Origin of the sequence: Streptomyces sp. NPDC048484 (assembly GCF_040651415.1) — a bacterium.
Classification (GTDB): Bacteria; Actinomycetota; Actinomycetes; order Streptomycetales; family Streptomycetaceae; genus Streptomyces.
In genome coordinates this window covers 107,157-125,311 of record NZ_JBEZJY010000030.1, presented here as the reverse complement: position 1 = coordinate 125,311, position 18,155 = coordinate 107,157, and the positions used below count along the sequence as shown (strand labels likewise).

The 18,155-nt window shown below is 70.4% G+C and carries 16 protein-coding genes and 1 pseudogene; 8 read left to right on the top strand and 9 right to left on the bottom strand.

Annotated elements, in window-relative coordinates; translation table 11 throughout:
* The coding region (recA, locus tag AB0D14_RS28505) for a recombinase RecA (RefSeq protein ID WP_362784490.1) at positions 1 to 740 on the bottom strand (740 nt) is incomplete at its 3' end.
* 280 nt (positions 741 to 1,020) lie between these two features.
* On the opposite strand from recA, the pseudogene AB0D14_RS28500 reads away from it, so the two are divergent.
* The 5 genes and pseudogenes from AB0D14_RS28500 to AB0D14_RS28480 all read left to right on the top strand — a co-directional run.
* A pseudogene (locus AB0D14_RS28500) lies at positions 1,021 to 1,146 on the top strand (ISAs1 family transposase); the annotation flags it as partial.
* Positions 1,147 to 1,436: 290 nt separating this feature from the next.
* Complete coding sequence (locus AB0D14_RS28495; protein WP_362784487.1) at positions 1,437 to 2,072, top strand: SDR family oxidoreductase; 636 nt, start codon at positions 1,437 to 1,439, stop codon at positions 2,070 to 2,072.
* A 30-nt stretch (positions 2,073 to 2,102) separates the two neighbouring features.
* On the top strand, positions 2,103 to 2,657 hold the full coding sequence (locus AB0D14_RS28490; protein ID WP_362784484.1) for an MMPL family transporter: 555 nt from the start codon (positions 2,103 to 2,105) through the stop codon (positions 2,655 to 2,657).
* A gap of 24 nt (positions 2,658 to 2,681) precedes the next feature.
* The gene (locus AB0D14_RS28485; protein ID WP_362784481.1) at positions 2,682 to 3,302 is read left to right on the top strand and encodes an IS607 family transposase; all 621 of its coding nucleotides are present in this window, start codon (positions 2,682 to 2,684) and stop codon (positions 3,300 to 3,302) included.
* A complete protein-coding gene (locus AB0D14_RS28480; protein WP_362784478.1) occupies positions 3,299 to 5,272 on the top strand; it encodes a zinc ribbon domain-containing protein in 1,974 nt (657 codons plus the stop codon). The genes AB0D14_RS28485 and AB0D14_RS28480 overlap by 4 nt, the downstream gene beginning before the upstream one ends.
* 337 nt (positions 5,273 to 5,609) lie before the next feature.
* On the opposite strand, the gene AB0D14_RS28475 is transcribed toward AB0D14_RS28480, so the two are convergent.
* Together AB0D14_RS28475 and AB0D14_RS28470 are read right to left on the bottom strand one after the other, a co-directional pair.
* Positions 5,610 to 5,807, bottom strand: coding sequence for a DUF1918 domain-containing protein (locus AB0D14_RS28475; protein WP_362784475.1), 198 nt, complete (start codon positions 5,805 to 5,807; stop codon positions 5,610 to 5,612).
* Positions 5,808 to 5,900: 93 nt separating this feature from the next.
* On the bottom strand, positions 5,901 to 6,908 hold the full coding sequence (locus AB0D14_RS28470; RefSeq protein ID WP_362784472.1) for a DMT family transporter: 1,008 nt from the start codon (positions 6,906 to 6,908) through the stop codon (positions 5,901 to 5,903).
* Here AB0D14_RS28470 and AB0D14_RS28465 point away from each other — a divergent pair.
* On the top strand, positions 6,907 to 8,355 hold the full coding sequence (locus AB0D14_RS28465) for a PLP-dependent aminotransferase family protein (RefSeq protein WP_362784470.1): 1,449 nt from the start codon (positions 6,907 to 6,909) through the stop codon (positions 8,353 to 8,355). The genes AB0D14_RS28470 and AB0D14_RS28465 overlap by 2 nt on opposite strands.
* 76 nt (positions 8,356 to 8,431) lie before the next feature.
* On the top strand, positions 8,432 to 9,016 hold the full coding sequence (locus AB0D14_RS28460) for a histidine phosphatase family protein (RefSeq protein ID WP_362784468.1): 585 nt from the start codon (positions 8,432 to 8,434) through the stop codon (positions 9,014 to 9,016).
* A 10-nt stretch (positions 9,017 to 9,026) separates the two neighbouring features.
* Here AB0D14_RS28460 and AB0D14_RS28455 read toward each other — a convergent pair whose 3' ends face one another.
* On the bottom strand, positions 9,027 to 9,488 hold the full coding sequence (locus AB0D14_RS28455) for a DUF6314 family protein (RefSeq protein ID WP_362784528.1): 462 nt from the start codon (positions 9,486 to 9,488) through the stop codon (positions 9,027 to 9,029).
* 148 nt (positions 9,489 to 9,636) lie between these two features.
* Here AB0D14_RS28455 and AB0D14_RS28450 point away from each other — a divergent pair, with 148 nt between their 5' ends.
* Positions 9,637 to 12,177: an alpha-L-arabinofuranosidase C-terminal domain-containing protein gene (locus tag AB0D14_RS28450; RefSeq protein WP_362784465.1), complete on the top strand. Its 2,541-nt coding sequence runs from the start codon at positions 9,637 to 9,639 to the stop codon at positions 12,175 to 12,177.
* A 73-nt stretch (positions 12,178 to 12,250) separates the two neighbouring features.
* Here AB0D14_RS28450 and AB0D14_RS28445 read toward each other — a convergent pair whose 3' ends face one another.
* From AB0D14_RS28445 to AB0D14_RS28425, 5 genes are all read right to left on the bottom strand, one after another.
* Entirely contained in the window at positions 12,251 to 13,828 is a 1,578-nt protein-coding gene (locus AB0D14_RS28445; protein WP_362784526.1) for a protein kinase, read from the bottom strand.
* A 281-nt stretch (positions 13,829 to 14,109) separates the two neighbouring features.
* Positions 14,110 to 15,117, bottom strand: a complete 1,008-nt coding sequence (locus AB0D14_RS28440) for a MerR family transcriptional regulator (RefSeq protein ID WP_362784462.1) — start codon at positions 15,115 to 15,117, stop codon at positions 14,110 to 14,112.
* Positions 15,118 to 15,166: 49 nt separating this feature from the next.
* Entirely contained in the window at positions 15,167 to 15,988 is an 822-nt protein-coding gene (locus AB0D14_RS28435; RefSeq protein WP_362784461.1) for a HEAT repeat domain-containing protein, read from the bottom strand.
* Between the two features lie 42 nt (positions 15,989 to 16,030).
* A complete protein-coding gene (gene gap / locus AB0D14_RS28430) occupies positions 16,031 to 17,029 on the bottom strand; it encodes a type I glyceraldehyde-3-phosphate dehydrogenase (protein WP_362784458.1) in 999 nt (332 codons plus the stop codon).
* A 107-nt stretch (positions 17,030 to 17,136) separates the two neighbouring features.
* On the bottom strand, positions 17,137 to 18,093 hold the full coding sequence (locus tag AB0D14_RS28425; RefSeq protein WP_362784456.1) for a helix-turn-helix domain-containing protein: 957 nt from the start codon (positions 18,091 to 18,093) through the stop codon (positions 17,137 to 17,139).
* Positions 18,094 to 18,155 lie beyond the last annotated feature (62 nt).

The following is an 18,155-nucleotide window of genomic DNA, read 5'->3' as shown; positions in this document are numbered from 1 at the left end:
ACGACCTTGACGCGGGTACGGTTGCCGACCGCGTCGGTGCCGTCCTTCAGGGTCTCGATCCGGCGGATGTCGAGCCGCACCGAGGCGTAGAACTTGAGCGCCCGGCCGCCGGTCGTGGTCTCCGGGGAGCCGAACATCACGCCGATCTTGTCGCGGAGCTGGTTGATGAAGATCGCCGTCGTCCTCGTCTGGCTGAGCGTGCCGGCGATCTTGCGGAGGGCCTGGCTCATCAGACGGGCCTGCAGACCCATGTGGGAGTCGCCCATCTCGCCCTCGATCTCCGCGCGCGGCACCAGGGCCGCGACGGAGTCGATCACGATCAGGTCGATCGCGCCGGAGCGGATCAGGATGTCGACGATCTCCAGAGCCTGTTCACCGTTGTCCGGCTGGGACAGGATGAGATTGTCGGTGTCGACGCCGAGTTTCTTGGCGTACTCCGGGTCCAGAGCGTGCTCGGCGTCGATGAAGGCCACCTGGCCGCCGGCCTTCTGCGCGTTCGCCACCGCGTGCAACGTCAGCGTCGTCTTGCCGGAGGACTCCGGCCCGTACACCTCCACCACACGGCCGCGGGGCAGGCCGCCCACACCGAGGGCGACGTCCAGCGCGGTCGATCCGGTAGGGATCACCTCGATGGGCTCGTTCGGCCGCTCGCCGAGGCGCATGACCGCACCCTTGCCAAATTTCCGCTCGATCTGGGTGAGCGCGGTGTCCAGCGCCTTTTCGTGGTCGGTTTCTGCCATGAGCTTTCACCCGGTCCGATTGTGTGGCGCGCCGCACGTCGGAGAACGTGAGCGTCTACTGCCGACAACGGACGTCTCGGAGATCCCAGTAAACGAACATCCGATCGATTTTCGTGTCCAGTGAAAAGTACCAAACCGAGGGGGAGCGGGACGAGTCGCGCACCGGACCGCTCCGGACGCAGACCGCGCCGCCGCCAGCTTCCCCTCGCTGAACCACACCGCCTCCCAGGCCGGACCCGGACGCCGCGAGCCCCGCTCGGTCAAAAGGGGAGTGGCGAACTCCTCGCACCACATCAGGGATGTGACCTTCGCCGAGGACGCCTCCACCGTCCACGCCGGGACCGCACCACGAGCCATGGCGACCCTCCGCAACCTCGCCATCAGCGTGCTGAAAACGCTCGGCTCACCTGCCTGGAACCGTCAGTGCCGGACGCCGGTTCGAGCGGCCTGTTCCGCTCGGGCGATGAGGCGGCTGCTGTGGGCGGCGCAGGCGAACTTCGGCGGGATGAAGCCTGCGTGCAGGGCCGATCGAGTGAAGTTGGGCCAACGCGTGGATGGTTTTCGTGGCCCGGCTCAGGTCCGCATGGTTGTCCATGCCGGAAGACCAGCCGGGATCATCCGGGCGCCTCCACACGCCCTGCGGTCTCCCGGAAGGGCGACCGGTCTCCGCCCTCTCAACTCTGGAGTTACTGAAAAGTGCGAGTCGCTCTAACCGGGGCCACCGGGTTCCTGGGACTGCGCCTCGTCCGCCAGTTGCTGCGACAGCACGACTCGCTGACAGTCCTGGTGCGCGCCGGATCCGGCTGCGGGCTGCGGCGGATCGCGCGTTTCATGAAGCTGAGCGGAACGCCCGCCTCGCTGATCGCGGACCTCCCCCGCCGGCTTCGCGTCGTGGAGATCGACCTGTGCCAACCGGAGCTGGGGCTGTCCGGTGGCGCGTTCCGGCGGCTCGCGGACGAGCTGGACGTGATCTGGCACTGTGCGGGGAACATCAATCTGGACGACGATCTCGGGTGCCTTCGCCGGACCCGGGCGACCGCCATGGTGAGCATCGTGCTGCCCGGCCTCACGGGCACGCGATCGGAGAGTCTGGCCGACTACGCCCGCCAGGTCTCGCTGACCTCCCATGTGCGCAGGGTGGACACCGCGACGGGTTCGTACGCGGGAGGCCGTCGGTTCGCCCCGCCCGTCCCTTCGTCCGCCCGCTTCTCCGGTGCGCATGGGCAATGGCTCTCGGTCGTCACCGACGCAGAACCCTTCTCCGTCGAGGGCGGCGAACTGGTCCACGCCCTCCGGGCGGTGCGGGCACCTGTTCCCGCTGGTGGGCGGTGACGCCGCGGCTCTGGCCGACACCAGGCCGTGGTGGGTGACCGGCTCGGACCGGCCGCTGCGATCATCGTGCTCGTCATCTTCACGCTGCTGTTCCTGTTCACCGGCAGTGTCCTCGTCCCGGTCAAGGCCGTGCTGCTCAACCTGCTCAGCCTCACCGCCACGTTCGGGGCGATCGTCCACGTGTTCCAGGACGGGCATCTGCGGTGGCTGGTCGGCGACTTCCTGGTCACAGGCACCACGGACACACTGCTGCCCGTGCTGATGTTCTGCGTCGCCTTCGGCGTCTCGATGGACTACGAGATGTTCCTGCTGTCCCGGATCATGGAGGAGCACCGCCGTACGGGGCATACCCCCTCTGCCGTGGCCTTCGGGCTAGAGCAGACCGGCCGGCTGTTCACCGCCGCCGCGTTCGTGCTCGCCATCGCGATGGCAGCGATGACTACGTCTCCTCTCACCCCGTTGAAACTGCTGGGCGTCGGGCTCACCCTCGCAGTCATTCTCGACGCCACCCTGGTGAGGATGCTCCTGGTTCCCGCCATCATGAAGATGGCCGGCAGGCTAACCAACTTCATTAGTTATCCCTAGTGTTGTGCATGTATGGTTACAGTCATGGAGTTGCTGCGCATGTCGAAGGCCGCGAAGCGTCTGGGTATTCACCCGATGACGCTTCGTCAGTGGGCTATCGACGGCAAGATCCCGTTCTCCTGGGTCGGCCGTGAGCGCCGGTTCTCCTCAGTGGATGTGGAGAACATGAAGCGCGGCAGCGGCTCTGCAACCTCCCGTCCAAGGCGAGAGGTTCTGTATGTGCGCGTTTCCGGTTCGTCCGGGCAGGAGTCTTCGCTGGCGGCGCAGGAAGAGGAGTTGCGGGCCACCGCCTCGGGCGAGGTCGTGAAGGTCGTCAAGGACCGTGGCTCTGGCCTGCGGGAGAACCGGCCCGGTATCAACCGGGTGTTGGCGATGGTCTCCGATGGCAGCGTGAGCGTGGTGAGAGTCACGCATGAGGACCGGCTGGCGCGGTTCGGTGTCGGTTGGCTCAAGCGCTTGTTCGCCGTGTACGGCGTCACTCTGGAAGTCCTGCACCCGAAGAAGTCCGGTGGCCGGGACGAGTTGCTGGAGGACTTCGTTTCCCTGGTGACCACGTTCGCCGGTCGTCTGTACGGGATGCGGTCGGCGGAGGCCCGTAAGCGGCTGCTCACTGAGACCGGCCAGTGCCCGGGTGGTGACCGGTGAGCCGGAAGCTGCCGCTCGCCGGGGGCGAGACCTCCCGCACCGCGTGCGCTCGCGGCCTCCTGCGTACCGGTGTGGATGAAAAGACCGGCGAACTCCTGACCGGAGCAGTGCTGGCGGAGCGCAGCGGGTGGGCCGCTGATCTGGTGTCGGGCATGGTCACCGCACTGACCGGTGAGCACTGGAACACGGCAGACGTGGACACGCTTGCCTCCGGGGAGGATGCCGGGGGCCAAAAGCTGCCGTCGAATGCGTGGATGGCCATGCGGCGTCTGGGCTGGATCGTGACAGCCCCCGAGGGCGTCAAGGTCAACGACCGGATCGTGCGTATGGCTCAGGAGCAGGCCGGACGCGCTCTGCGGTCGGCGAAGTGGCGCGCCGATCTGACCGCCGGGGTACTGCTCGTATGGCCCGCAGATCCCGCCAGGCGCACGTCCGCCGAGTGGGACCAGGTCCGCGAGGCCACGCCCGGGGGCCGGTTCCTGCCGTCCAGTGTGATCAAGTCCCGTACCCGGCAAGCGGCTGCGTTCGAGCGGAAGCACGGGCGGCTTCCAGCCGATGTGTTCGAGCTGGAGCCCGAGCCCCGCGTGGCGCGGATGCTGCTGCTGTCCGCGTGCGACGGGCAGCAGGCCACCATCGAACGCGCCGGGCAGCCGGGCCGGGCACTGCTGCGACTGCAACTGCCCACCCGGCCCGACCCGCGCACATACGCGGACTGGACGTGGGTGGCCTGCCCGATCTCGCTACCGCCGACCGTCCCGCCGGGTGCGGTGCTGCACCTGCCCACTCTCCGCCCCCAGGGCGACAAGGTGCGCGCCGACCTCGCCTATACCCACGCTGTTCCCAAGGCCGCCCGAGTCGGACACACGGTCGCTCTCGGCGTGGACTGGGGCCTGAACACCCTCCTCAGCGCGGGCGCGGCCCGGCTCCACGACAACGGCCGGATCACCTCCCTGGGGGCCGGGGCCCAGTTCCGGGCCTCCGGAGTCCTGGCCAAACAGCACCGGCTCCGCCGACACAGCGAACACCTCCACGCCAAAGCCGACCAGTATCAGCGGCTCATCGACGGCCAAGCTCCCGATCCGGCCCTGACCGGCAAGCACGCGGTCCTGGTGGAAGAGATCCGCCGCGTGTCCTCCCGGCGCTCGAACCTCAACGACACGTTGGCATGGGCTGCTGCCCGGTGGGCCGTCGACCAGGCGATTGCCGCCGGGGCAAGCGTCATCTACCTGGAAGACCTGCGGTCGATGGAAGCCAAGGGCATGGGCCGCACGCACAACACCCGCATGTCCCAGACCGTACGCGGGCAGATCGCCGACCGTATGCGGCACCTCGCCGCCGAGACCGGCATCGCCGTCGTCACCGTCCCAGCCGGCAACACTTCCAAGCAATGCCCGCAGTGCCTCACCTCGCTGCGGCATCGCAAAGCCCCGGACCGCCCCACTGTCGCGGGCTGGAAGTGGGCCATCTGCCCCAACCAGTCCTGCGGCTGGCAGGGCGACCGCGACCACGGGGCATGGCGGCGTATCGCCGCACGCGGCCTGACCCACCAGACCAAGACCGTCACTGACCGCTCCACCGGTGTCCTGGCAATCCGCTCGGTGGTGGAAAAGCTTGAAGCCCGAGCGGTCATCACGCCCGCACCGAAGACCAGCCGGGACCGGTCGAAGACCGGACCCACCCGGCACAAGCCAACACGCCCCGCGCCCAGGCGACGCAGGGCACCCTCCCCCACCGCACCCTCGGGTCCGGCGGGCAAGCGTCCGGAGGGACACGCACCAACGGACCGGACCCGGCTGCCCCGCGCAGCCCACCGGCACCAGGACGTGACGACGATCAGCACACCCACCACCGGCCACAGGCCACGAGGAGCAGCACTGGGCGCGGGCTTCCACCTGCACGCTCACGCTACCCCTCCACGATGGGAAACTCCCCTGCCAGACACTACGTCTGACATGGGATCGCTTAGCTGATTAGAGACGCTGAACTGGTGGTGTCCGCGCCCTCTGCGGGATGTGCACGACCGTTTTGGTGTCTCGAATCCGGAAGTGCGGGCGGACCCCTGACGTCACCGCCGGCAGCGTTCGAGCCGCTTGCGGACCGGATGACAACGCCGTCCGGGCCGTGAAGCCTCCCGCTTCCGGTGCACGGGTTCAGCCGCCGGCTGTGACAATGCCGGCCAGCGCGTGTTCGGCGAGCGCGCCGATGGTGAGCGAGGGGTTGGCGCCGCCGACCGTATCGAGGCCATGGCCAGGGTGGTCGCCGACCACTACCGGCAGCCGGCGAAGCTCACTCGCTGACCTCGCTGACTTATCGGGGGCCGTCCTCGCGGTGCTGGACCACGCAGTCGGGTCCGGGCGACATCAGGGTTTCGTGACCGTCCTCGAAGCGGACCCGGTAAGGGGGGCTTCCCCGCTGTCCGAGTACCTCGATGACTTCCGCGACCCGGTCGTGCTGTCCGACGATCCTGCCGTGCACCAGCAGCTGGTCGCCTACGGTTGCCTGCATCTGTAGGGCCTCCTCGTTCGGCACGGGAGTGGCGATTCGTGACCGCAAGTCTACGGCGGGTGGCGCGAGTTGGGGCCGTCCCGTACATACCGGTCAGCTCCGGGCCCGTTGGGTGACGGCGATGCAGACGAGTACGGCGGCGGCGGTCAGCGGGGCGGCCGGGGTCAGCCGCTCGCCCAGCAGCAGCACCGACCACACCAGGGTGAGCAGCGGTTGCGCCAGCTGCAACTGGCTGGCCTTCGGGATGCCGATGGCGGCCATGCCGCGGTACCAGACGACCAGGCCGAGGAACTGCGACCCGGCGGCGACCCACAGCAGTCCGGTCACACTGTGCGCGGTCAGTTCCACCGGCTCGTACGACAGCGCGATCGCGGCCATGGGTGCCGTGAGGGGCAGGCACAGGACGAGCGCCCAGCCGATGACCTGCCAGCCCGGCATCACACGGGCCAGCCGGCCGCCCTCCGTGTAGCCCGCCGCGCAGATCAGGAGTGCTCCGAACAGGTAGGCGTCCGCGCTGCTCAGGGCGCCGCCGCTCTGCTGCACGGTGAACGCGATCACCACGGCGGCGCCCGCCGACGCGGCGGCCCAGAAGGTGCGGGAGGGGCGGGTGCCGATGCGCAGGGCCGAGAACAGGGCGGTCGTCAGGGGCAGCAGGCCGACGACGACCGCTGCGTGCGCGGTGGTCGAGGTCTCCAGGGCGAGGGTGGTGAGCAGAGGAAAGCCGAGGACGACTCCGGCCGCGACGACGGCCAGACCTCCCCAGTGGCGGCGGCCGGGGAGCGGGACACGCAGGGTCAGCAGACAGGCGCCCGCGATGACCGCGGCCAGGACGCTCCGAACCGCCACGAGCGACCAGGGGCCGAAGCCCTCCAGGCCCCACGCGGTGGCGGGGAAGGTGAGGGAGAAGGCGATGACGCCGAGCGCGGCGAGGAGGGTCCCGGGCCGGGGGCCGGGCTGGGAGGAATCCCGGCCGGCGGCGGCGGTTGCGGGGTCCCGGCCGTCGGTGGCGGCCGGGTGAACGGGCCCGTCCGTCCGCGAGGCGCTCGTCCCAGTGGGAACCGCTATCGAGGTCCGTGCGGTAGCGCTATTCTCTGCTCTCATGCATGAGCGTAGCAGTGTCGGTGATCTGGCAGGTCGGCTGAGAAGCGAGCTGGACCGCTACTCTACAGGTGGAAAGCTGCCGTCCAGCCGGGCGCTCGTCGAGCGGTTCCGGGTGAGCCCCGTGACCGTGTCCCGGGCGCTGGCCCAGCTCTCCGCCGAAGGTCTGGTGGTCACCCGGCCGGGGGCGGGGGCGTTCCGGGCCGAGGCGCGCGACGCCGGGCCCGCCGTCGGGGACACCTCCTGGCAGGAGGTCGCGCTCAGCGCGGACGCCGCGTCCGAACTCGTACCCCGCACGGTGGATGCCTCGGGGGTGCTCGTATCGCTGGCCACCCCGCCGCCGGGAGTCATCGAGTTCAACGGCGGCTATCTGCATTCCTCGCTCCAGCCGGAACGGGCGATGGCCGCGGCGCTGTCGCGGGCGGGCCGGCGCCCCGGAGCCTGGGCGCGCCCTCCGGTGGACGGGGTCCCGGAGCTGCGCGAGTGGTTCGCGCGGGGCATCGGCGGCGCCATCACCGCCGCCGAGGTGCTCATCACGGCCGGCGGCCAGTCCGCGCTGACCACCGCGCTGCGCGCACTCGCCCCGCCCGGCGCCCCGGTGCTCGTCGAGTCGCCCACGTATCCCGGCATGCTGGCGATCGCCCGCGCGGCCGGCCTCAGGCCCGTGCCCGTGCCGGTGGACCGGGACGGTGTGAAGCCCGCGCTGCTCGCCGACGCCTTCAGGGCCACCGGCGCCCGTGTCTTCGTCTGCCAGCCGCTGTTCCAGAACCCGACCGGCGCGGTGCTCGCCCCGGAGCGGCGGGGCGAGGTGCTGCGGATCGCGCGTGAGGCGAGCGCGTTCGTCGTCGAGGACGACTTCGTGCGCCGGCTCGCGCACCAGGACGCGGGGCCGCTGCCGCGGCCACTGGCCTCGGACGATCCCGACGGAGTCGTCGTGCACGTCTGCTCGCTGACCAAGGCGACCTCGCCGAGTTTCCGGGTGAGCGCGCTGGCCGCCCGCGGGCCCGTCCTGGAACGGTTGCGGGCGATCCAGGTCGTCGACACCTTCTTCGTGCCGCGTCCGCTCCAGGAGGCGGCCCTGGAACTCGTCGGCTCGCCCGCCTGGCCCCGCCATCTGCGCGCCGTGTCGGTCGAACTGCGGGGCCGGCGTGACGCGATGGCCGCCGCGCTCCGCCTGCGGCTGCCCGAACTCTCCCTGCCCCACGTCCCGTCCGGCGGCTACCAGCTGTGGGTGCGCCTGCCCGACGGCACGGACGAGACGGCCCTCCACGCCGCCGCCCTGCGCGCGGGCGTGGCCGTCACCCCGGGCCGTCCCTACTTCAGCGCCGAGCCCCCGGCGGCCCACCTGCGGCTCAGCTTCGCCGCGGTCGCGGGCGCCGCGGACATCACCGAGGGCATCCGGAGGCTGCGTACGGCCTGCGCCGAAACCGGTACGGCAGCGGGGGCTTGAGTGTGTCCCGGGTGCTCGGCCGACCACGTGAGCCACAGGTCTTGACCTGCCCAGTTCCGGCACCCACCATCGCCGCATGCATGTACGGGTCACGCTGATCGTCGCCGCCCGCGGTTCCTCGCTGCTCGCCGAGCGCTTCGACGACGACCGGCCCCTGGACCAGGCGGGCTGGGGCGAGGTGCAGCGCGTCGCGCACGCTCTGGTGCCGTTGGCGGCGGCCGAGCTGCGGTACTGCTCGCCGACACCGCGCAGCCGCGCCACCGGTGACGCGCTGGGGCTCGCGCCGCTGGCCCAGCCGGCTCTGCGGGACTGCGACATGGGCCGCTGGCGCGGTCTGACCCTCGGTGAGGCGATGGCCCGTGAACCCGAGGCCGTGGACGCCTGGCTCGCCGACCCGTACTCCGCGGCCCACGGCGGTGAACCCCTGGCGGAGTTCATCCGGCGGGTGGGCGACTGGCTCGACACCCGCCCCGCCGACGACGGCGGCCGGATCGTCGCCGTGGCGGAGCCCGCGGTCGTACGCGCCGTGCTCGTCCACGCGCTGAGGGCCCACCCGTCGACGTACTGGAACCTCGACGTCCGCCCGCTGTCGACGGCCACGCTCACCGGCCGGGCCGGCCGCTGGAACCTTCGGTTCGACCCTCAGCACGAACGCGTGTAGAGCACCGCGGTCAGGTGCGCGTGTAGTCCGTCGTGAGGACCAGGTCCTTGGCGGGGCCGCCCACCCGCCACACCGTCCGCCAGCGGTCCGCGTCGTACACGGTGAACTCGCCCCGGTAGAGGTCCGCCGAGCACGGATGGTCGGCGACGTACCGCCCCGAGGTCAGGTCCAGGTCGTGGAAGGGGCGGCCGTCGGCGAACCGTACGTCGGCGCGGCCCGCCCCCTCGCCCGGCAGGAACCGCAGGGTGCGCTCGGCGGGCCGGGCCACGCCCTGCCACTCGAAGGTGCCTGACTCGTGGTGGAGCAGCCCCTCCGAGGGGTCGTCGCGGCCGTCGCCGTCCAGCCGCTCGAACACCGTCGTCCCGGTGAAACTGCCGCTCGCCCCGCTCGCGAGATCCCGCACCGAGCGCTCCACGCGCCAGCTCCCGGCCAGGTACGCCAACACATCGCTCACCGGCCGGAATCCGGACATCCCCTCCGTCACCGAGGCCTCTCCTGTCCAACCCATTGACGTGCTCCCGCCTCCTACCTATCTTGCCGTTCGAAGTATTGATCACTGTACGATATTTCGAACAGTCGAGTCGATCATGCTGCACGCCTCTCAGAGCCGCGGAGGATCCATGTCACCTGCCCGCACCCGCACTCGATGGAGACTGTCCCTCACGGTCACCACGCTGCTGGCCGCCTCCTTCCTCGTTCCGGCCCCGGTGAACGCCACCCCCGCGAACGCGACTGCCGTGAACGCGACTCCGGTGAACGCCGCCGCCGAGGACGCCACCGACTACGCGATCACCGTCGACCCGAAGGCCTCGGGTGCGAAGATCGACGACACGATGTACGGCGTCTTCTTCGAGGACATCAACCGGGCCGCGGACGGCGGTCTGTACGCGGAGCTGGTCCAGAACCGGTCCTTCGAGTACACGAAGGCCGACAACGCCTCGTACGCGCCCCTCACCTCCTGGGCCACCACCGGTACCGCGCGGACCGCGGACGACGGCGGCCGGCTCAACGCCCGCAACCGCACCTACCTCGCCCTGGACGGCGGCTCGTCCGTCACCAACTCCGGCTACAACACCGGCGTCTCGGTGGAGAAGGGCAAGGCCTACGACTTCTCGGTGTGGGCCCGCGCCGAGGGGGCGTCCGCCCTCACGGTGACCCTGCGGGACGCCGACGGCGAACTGGCCGGGGCCCGTCGCGTCACCGCCCGCGGCGGCTGGGCCAAGTACACGGCACGCTTCACCGCGACCCGCACCAGCGCCGACGGCCGGCTCACGGTGGCCGCGGGCAGCCCGGCCGCGCTCGACATGATCTCGCTCATCCCGCGTGACACGTACAAGGGGCACGGCCTGCGCAAGGACCTCGCGCAGAAGATCGCCGCCCTCGACCCCGGTTTCGTCCGCTTCCCGGGCGGCTGCCTCGTCAACACCGGCAGCATGAAGGGCTACGACGAGACGTCCGGCTGGGAGCGCAAGCGCTCGTACCAGTGGAAGGACACCGTCGGCCCGGTCGAGCAGCGCGCGACGAACGCCAACGTCTGGGGCTACAACCAGAGTTACGGGCTCGGCTACTACGAGTACTTCCAGTTCTCCGAGGACATGGGTGCCATGCCGCTGCCCGTGGTGCCCGCCCTCGTCACCGGCTGCGGCCAGAACCAGGCAGTCGACGACGACGCGCTGCTGAAGCGCCACATCCAGGACACCCTGGACCTCATCGAGTTCGCCAACGGCCCGGTGACCAGCGAGTGGGGCGGGAAACGGGCCAGGATGGGCCACCCGAAGCCCTTCCACCTCACCCACCTGGAGGTCGGCAACGAGGAGAACCTGCCGAACGAGTTCTTCGAGCGCTTCAAGCAGTTCCGCACGGCCGTCGAGGCGAAGTACCCGGACGTCACCGTCATCTCCAACTCCGGGCCCGACGACAGCGGTTCGACGTTCGACACGGCCTGGAAGCTCAACCGGGAAGCGAACGTCGGCATGGTCGACGAGCACTACTACAACAGCCCGCAGTGGTTCCTGCAGAACAACGACCGCTACGACTCGTACGACAGGAACGGCCCCAAGGTCTTCCTCGGCGAGTACGCCTCCCAGGGCAACACCTTCAAGAACGCCCTCTCCGAAGCCGCGTTCATGACCGGCCTGGAGCGCAACGCGGACGTCGTGAAACTTGCCTCGTACGCCCCGCTGCTCGCCAACGAGGACTACGTGCAGTGGCGCCCGGACCTGATCTGGTTCAACAACCACGCCTCCTGGAACTCCGCCAACTACGAGGTGCAGAAGCTCTTCATGCGCAACGCCGGCGACCGGGTCGTGCCGTCCGGCGCGACCGCCACCCCCTCACTGAGCGCTCCCGTCACGGGCGCGGTCGGCCTGTCGACCTGGGCGACGAGCGCTGCCTACGACGACGTGAAGGTGACCGGCGCGGACGGCACGGAGCTGCTCACCGACGACTTCTCCGGTGACGCCTCGAAGTGGACCCACACGGGCGGCGGCACCTGGAGCGTCCAGGACGGGCAGTACGTCCAGAGCGACGAGGCCGCCGAGAACACCATGGTCTCCGCGGGCGACCCGGCCTGGCACGACTACGACGTACACGTGAAGGCCACCAAGAAGGCCGGCAAGGAGGGCTTCCTCGTCGCCTTCGGCGTCAAGGACACCGGCAACTACTACTGGTGGAACCTGGGCGGCTGGAACAACACCCAGTCCGCCGTCGAACAGGCCGTGGACGGCGGCAAGTCGACGCTGATGTCCAAGGCCGGGTCGATCGAGACGGGCCGTGCCTACGACATCGACATCAAGGTGCGCGGCCGGCAGGTGACCCTCTACCTCGACGGCCAGGAGTGGGGCAGCTTCACCGACGACAAGCCGGCCGAGCCGTTCCGGCAGGTCGTCACATCGGACAAGAAGACCGGCGACCTGATCGTCAAGGTGGTCAACGCCCAGGCGGCGGACGCCCGTACGGTGATCGACCTCGGTGGCGCGAAGGTCCGCCCGAAGGCCGCGGTGACCACCCTCACCGCGGCACCCGACGCCGTGAACACGGAGACGGACACGGCCGTCGCGCCGGTCACGTCCACGTTCTCGGGAGCCGCGAAGAAGTTCACGTACACCTTCCCGGCGAACTCGGTGACGTTCCTGCGCGTCAAGAGCATCAAGAAGGGATGAGCGGGCGGGCGGCCCGCGCTCGGTGACGGGCCCGGGCCGCCCCGCCGAGAAGCGCCGAGAAGACGGGTCCCGGTCAGTTGGCGTTGTTGCTGCTCAGGAAGAGGTCCTGGCCGTCCTTCGTGATGGCGAAGTTTCCGTCGGCGCGGAGTTCGAGGACGGCTCCTCCGTCGGGGTACCCCGTGTTGGTGGCCCACACCGGCTTGTCGTCGGCGGTGTAGACGACCAGGTTGCCGTCCTCCTGGAACACGGCTTTGTAGTTCTCGCCGGAGGTGACGGATTCCCAGAGGGGTTTGTCGTTCTCGTCGTAGGAGACAAGGTTGCCGTCCGTCTGCATGATCAGCTTCATGTGTGCGGTCTGCAGGAACTCACCGGTCTGCAGGGTCCGCCGGGCCGCGACCGTCAACGTCTCCGGCAGGGGGTCGGCGGCCGCCGGCTTCTTGCTCGCTTCCGAATCGTCGGCGCCGGCCGTGCTCTGGTGGGAGCTGCCGCGGCTCGTGGACGCCTTCGGGCCCTTGTCACCGGCGGTCGAGCCGGAGCTCTGCAGGGCGATCACGACGGCGGCCACGACAGCGACGGCGACCACGGCGCCGACGGCGATGAGCGGTTTGCGGCGGAGCCGGGCTGATCCTGTGCCGCCCGCGGAAGTGACGGCCGGCTCGGCCTGCGTCGGGGGAGGCAGAACCCGTGTCTGGCCGACAGTCGCCGGAGCCGGAGCCGGAGCACCTGGCGGGGCGGCGGGGGCGGCAGACACGGTGGCGTTGATCTCCGTGGGGGCCGCCGGCCCCCAGGGCGCGAGTGGCACGGGAGGAGCAGTGGCCGCCGCCGTGTCCGAGGCGGGCGCCATGGCGATGATCCGCTGGTAGGCGGGATGCCGCACGATATCGGTTTCACTGGCGCAGAGCTCCACGATGCGCTGCGGCTCGGGGCGCTGCGCCGGGTCCTTGTGCGCGCAGAGAGCGATCAGCTCGGCCATCTCGGCGGGGACTCCGGCGAGGTCCATCTCTTCGTGGACGGTGCGGTAGGAGACGGTGGCCAGCGAGCCCTGACCGTACGGCGCACGGCCGGTGAGGCAGTAGGCCAGGGTGACGGCGAGTGCGAACACGTCGGACGGAGGCCCGGTCTCGCCCCGGGTCAGGCTCTCCGGGGCTATGAATCCGGGTGTGCCGATGGCGGTGCCGACCTGCGTGATGTTCGACATCTCGTCGCTACGGGCTATCCCGAAGTCGATGAGCTGGGGTCCGGTGGCCGAGAGAATGACGTTCTGCGGCTTGAGGTCGCGATGCAGCACACCGTGTACGTGGACGTCGGCGAGCCCCTCGGCCAGAGCGGCCAGCACGGCGCGACCGAGGTCGGCCGGGAAGGGCCCCGCTGTCGCGACCGCGTCGGCCAGCGTCGGGCCGGGCACGTACTCGGTCGCCATCCAGAACGGCGGGGCGTCCACCTCTGCGTCGATGAGCGCCGCCGTGAACGCGTTGCGGATGGTCCCCAGTGTCTCCACTTCGCGCCGGAAGCGCTGCAACGCCGCCGGGTCGTACTGGAGATGGGCGTTGATGACCTTGATCGCGGCGGGCCGCCCTCCGGGCGTCCGGCCGAGGTAGACGCTTCCCATACCTCCGGAACCGAGCCGGCCGAGTAAACGGTAGCGACCCATGTTCGTCGGGTCGGAACTCTGCAGCGGGTACACCTAGCACGCCCTTCAGGCAGTCGAGACAACAGGCATCCGTAGTGACGGGGCTGGTGTCCAAGACTCTCTGCGGCGGGATGTCGGTTCCGGTGCCACCGTTCCCTAGCTCCGCCCTGAGGACGAAGAATATAGCGGCCGCGACCCCGGCCCCTTCTCGGGTTCGTACACGTATGACGGACTACCAGGGCGGCAGCGTGGCGAACCGTACAGGCCCGGCGAGTGTCCGGTCGGCGCCCTTCTCGTCGATGTCACCGTGCGGCGCGCAGCTGAAGAAGGTACGCCGCGGTCAGCGCGACGGCACGGTCCTCGTCCCGCGACAGTTCCACGAGGGCGCGGGACGCCGTCGTCCCCGGGACGGCCGCCAGAGCCTGGGTCAGCCGTCCGCGTGCCGGCGCCTCAGTGGTGTCGTGGGCAAGGCGGTCGACGAGCCCGGCCGCGATCTGATCCGCCGTCGCCGTGTCGCTCGCCAGCACGCTCAGCGCGTCGGCCGCATCGGTGTCGTTCCTGCCCTCCACGATCATGTCGACGAGCGTCGGGATCGCTTCGACCACTCCGAGTGTCCCGAGCGCCAGAGCCGCGTATCCGCGCACCACGGCATCGGAGTTCGCGAGAGCGTTCCGCAGCTGCGCGACAGCCTCGTCACCGGGCAGCTCGGCGAGGGACTGAACAGCACGCTTGCGCACCGCGGCCACCGGTGAGCCGAGGCCCCGCGCCAGCAGGGCCGGGCCGCCGCCGTCGCCCGATCGCGCCAGCGCCCAGCGAAGGGCTCCGGCGACGTTCGGCTCCGTCTCGCTCAGTGCCGCCTCGACCAGGGCCTCCACCGGCACCGGAACCTCACCGACCGAGGAGAGCGCCGCACGCTGGCGCGCGTCGGCGCTCTTCGACCCCAGTGCCTGGAGGAGTGCGACGACCTGGAGGACGTCCTCCCAGCCGGCGGGTTCCGCGGCATCGATCCGGCGGAGCCGCGTGAGCAACTCGGTCTCGGCCGCGATGCGTTCGCGTGTCTGACGGATGAGGTCGCCGACGAGCGCCGGAGGCGTGAAGCCGGGATCGTCGAGCGCGCGCCCGATCTCACGCAGCGACAGCCCCAGCGACCGCAGGCTCTCGATATGGAAGATCCGCCGGATGTCGTCGCCGGAGTACTCCCGATAGCCGGAGCCCGTACGACCCGAAGGCCGCACCAGGCCCAGCGACTCGTAATGCCGGAGCATGCGGGCGCTGACTCCGGACCGTCGCGCCACCTCACCGATCAACACGGCCTCAACACGTCCTCAACACCGTCCTCAGTGCGTCCTCGGGGCGTCCTCAACCCGTCCTGTCGTCCCTCTCGGCCGGACCGCCGAGGGCCACGACGCGCTTGGCCTCCTCGATCGCGAACTCGAATCCGGCGTCCGGCTCGCGCAGCAGCCGTTGTGTGGCGAGCGCGTGCGCCCGTACGTGCTCGCGCGCGTCAGGGGCCGTCGCCGCGGCACGCAGAGCCGGCGCAGTCACGTCGCCCAGTGCGACCAGTGCCCGGCTGAGACTCAGCTGAGTCTCCCGCTCACCGCGCCCGAGCTGTGTTGCCAGCACCGCGGCCAGGGCGGACTCCCCGCCTTCCGGTACGAGCACGACCGCGGCCCGCCAGGCGCTCCGCGCCACCTCGTCGTCGCCGTCGGACAACAGCGCCTCCGTGATCGCCGGCCACGCCTGCCGGTTCCCGATCTTGGACAGCGTGTGCAGCGCCTGGCTCCGTGCCTGCGCATGCTCCGAGCGGACTTCGCCGGCCAGCGCGGGGAGCGTCATGGTCGCCGGGTGGCGGGTGAGCGCCCAGGTCAGCATGTCGCGGACGAGGAACTCGGGCTCGGTCGCGCATCGCTCGATGAGCTTGGCGACGAAGCGCGGGTCAGGCGTCGTGCCGGCCGCCAGAGCAGCCCGCAGTCGCACGGACGAACGACCGTCCTCCAGGCCCTGGAGGGCTCGTACCGCATCCGCATCCGCATCCGTGCCTATGCCTATGCCTATGCCTATGCCTATGCCCGTGCCCGTGCCCGTGCCCGTGTCCTGGCTTGTCATGGTCATCGGGACCACCTCCCTGGCCGGCAGTGAAGTCCTTGTCACCGTGTCAAGGTCAAACGGGGTCGATGTCATGGGCAGCGTGGCCTGGGCAGGCGGGCCGCCCCGGCGCCCCGGTCAGTTGACGGCGAGGAGTTCGAGCGTATCGATCACGCGGTTCGAGAAGCCCCACTCGTTGTCGTACCAGGCGACCACCTTGATGTGGCGGCCGTCGACGCGGGTGAGAGCCGAGTCGAAGATCGACGAGGCCGGGTTGCCCGTGATGTCGGACGACACGAGCGGGTCGTCCGAATACTCGAGTACGCCCGCGAGCGGCCCCTGCGCCGCGGCGCGGTACGCCGCCAGGACGTCCTCGCGTGTCACGTCGCGAGCGACGGTCGTATTGAGTTCGACGAGCGATCCCACCGGAACCGGCACGCGGATCGAGTCGCCCGACAGCTTGCCGTCGAGGTTCGGCAGTACGAGGCCGATCGCCTTGGCGGCGCCTGTCGTGGTCGGGACGATGTTCTCGGCGGCCGCGCGGGCGCGGCGGGCGTCGCGGTGGGGGCCGTCCTGCAGGTTCTGCTCCTGCGTGTAGGCGTGCACCGTCGTCATGAAGGCGTGCTCGATGCCGGCAAGACCGTCGAGCACCGCGGCCAGCGGCGCGAGTGCGTTGGTCGTGCACGAGGCGTTCGAGACGATCGTGTGCGCGGCCGGGTCGTACGCGTCGGTGTTGACCCCGAACGCGAGTGTGACATCGGCGCCGTCCGCCGGCGCGCTGATGAGTACCCTCTTCGCGCCCGCGTCGATGTGGGCGCGGGCGGCCTTGGCCGACGTGAAGCGGCCGGTTGCCTCCAGCACGATGTCGACGCCGAGCTCGGCCCACGGCAGCTGCGCCGGCTCGCGCTCGGCGAGCACGGTGATGCGACGACCGTCGACGACGAGGGCGTCCCCGTCGACGGTCACCGGGCGGCCGAGCCGGCCCGCCGTCGTGTCGAAGGCGAGCAGCCGCGCGAGGGAGGCGGGCTCCGTGAGGTCGTTGACGGCGACGACCTCCAGGTCGCTGTCGCGTTCGAGCAGCGCGCGCAGCACATTGCGTCCGATGCGGCCGAATCCGTTGATGGCGATGCGAGTCATGAGTGGTGTCCCTTCGGGTTCGCCATCAGGTTCTCGCGCCGCGTCCGCCGGTGACAGTGGCGTGATTGCCACGGTCCGCAAGGATCGCGCCATGTGGTGGTGACGGGCTACTGCCCCTGGGCGAAGGTGCGCCGGTATTCGCTCGGCGTGGTGTCGAGGATGCGCTGGAAGTGCAGCCGCAGATTCGCCCCGGTGCCGAGACCGACATCCGCGGCGATCTGCTCGATGCCCCGCTGCGAACGCTCCAGCAGCTCACGGGCCACGTCGATGCGGGCGCGCATGACCCACTGCATCGGCGTGTACCCCGTGTCCTCGACGAAGCGCCGCGAGAACGTGCGCGGCGACACCGCCGCATGCCGGGCGAGCGCTTCAAGGGTGAGGGGCTCGCCGAGCCGGTGCAGCGCCCACTCCCGGGTGGCGGCGAACCGCTCGTCGAGTGTCTCGGGCACGCTGCGCGGCACGTACTGCGCCTGACCGCCGCTGCGGTAGGGGGCCGCCACCAGGCGCCGCGCCGCGTGGTTCGACGCGGACACCCCCAGGTCGCCGCGCAGAACGTGCAGGCACAGGTCGATGCCCGAGGCGGCGCCGGCCGACGTCAGCACGCTGCCCTCGTCGACGAACAGAACGTTCGCGTCGACCTGAACGAGCGGACGCTTCGCTGCGAGTGCCCGCGTGTAGTGCCAGTGCGTCGTGGCGCGCTTGCCGTCGAGCAGGCCCGTGGCAGCGAGCGCGAAGGCACCCGTCGAGATCGCGGCGAGCCGCGCGCCCCGGTGGTGGGCGGCGATCAGCGCGTCGACGACAGCACGGGGTGGATCGTCACGGTCCGGGTGCCGGTAGCCGGGGACGAAGACGATGTCAGCCCATTCAAGTGCCTCGATGCCGTGGGCGACGTAGTACGACAGTCCGTCGCCGCCTGTCACGAGGCCGGGCGCCGCGCCGCACACCCGCACCTCGTACGGCATGCTCGCGCGAGTCGTGAACACCTGCGCGGGAATACCGACATCGAGAGGCTTCGCACCTTCGAGCACGAGGACGGCGACGCGATGCAGGGCTGAGGCTGACACGGGGAAGAGGGTACGTGGGGTGCGGGGGCCCGGGGCTCGGAGTGCGGGGGCGTGGGGGCGCG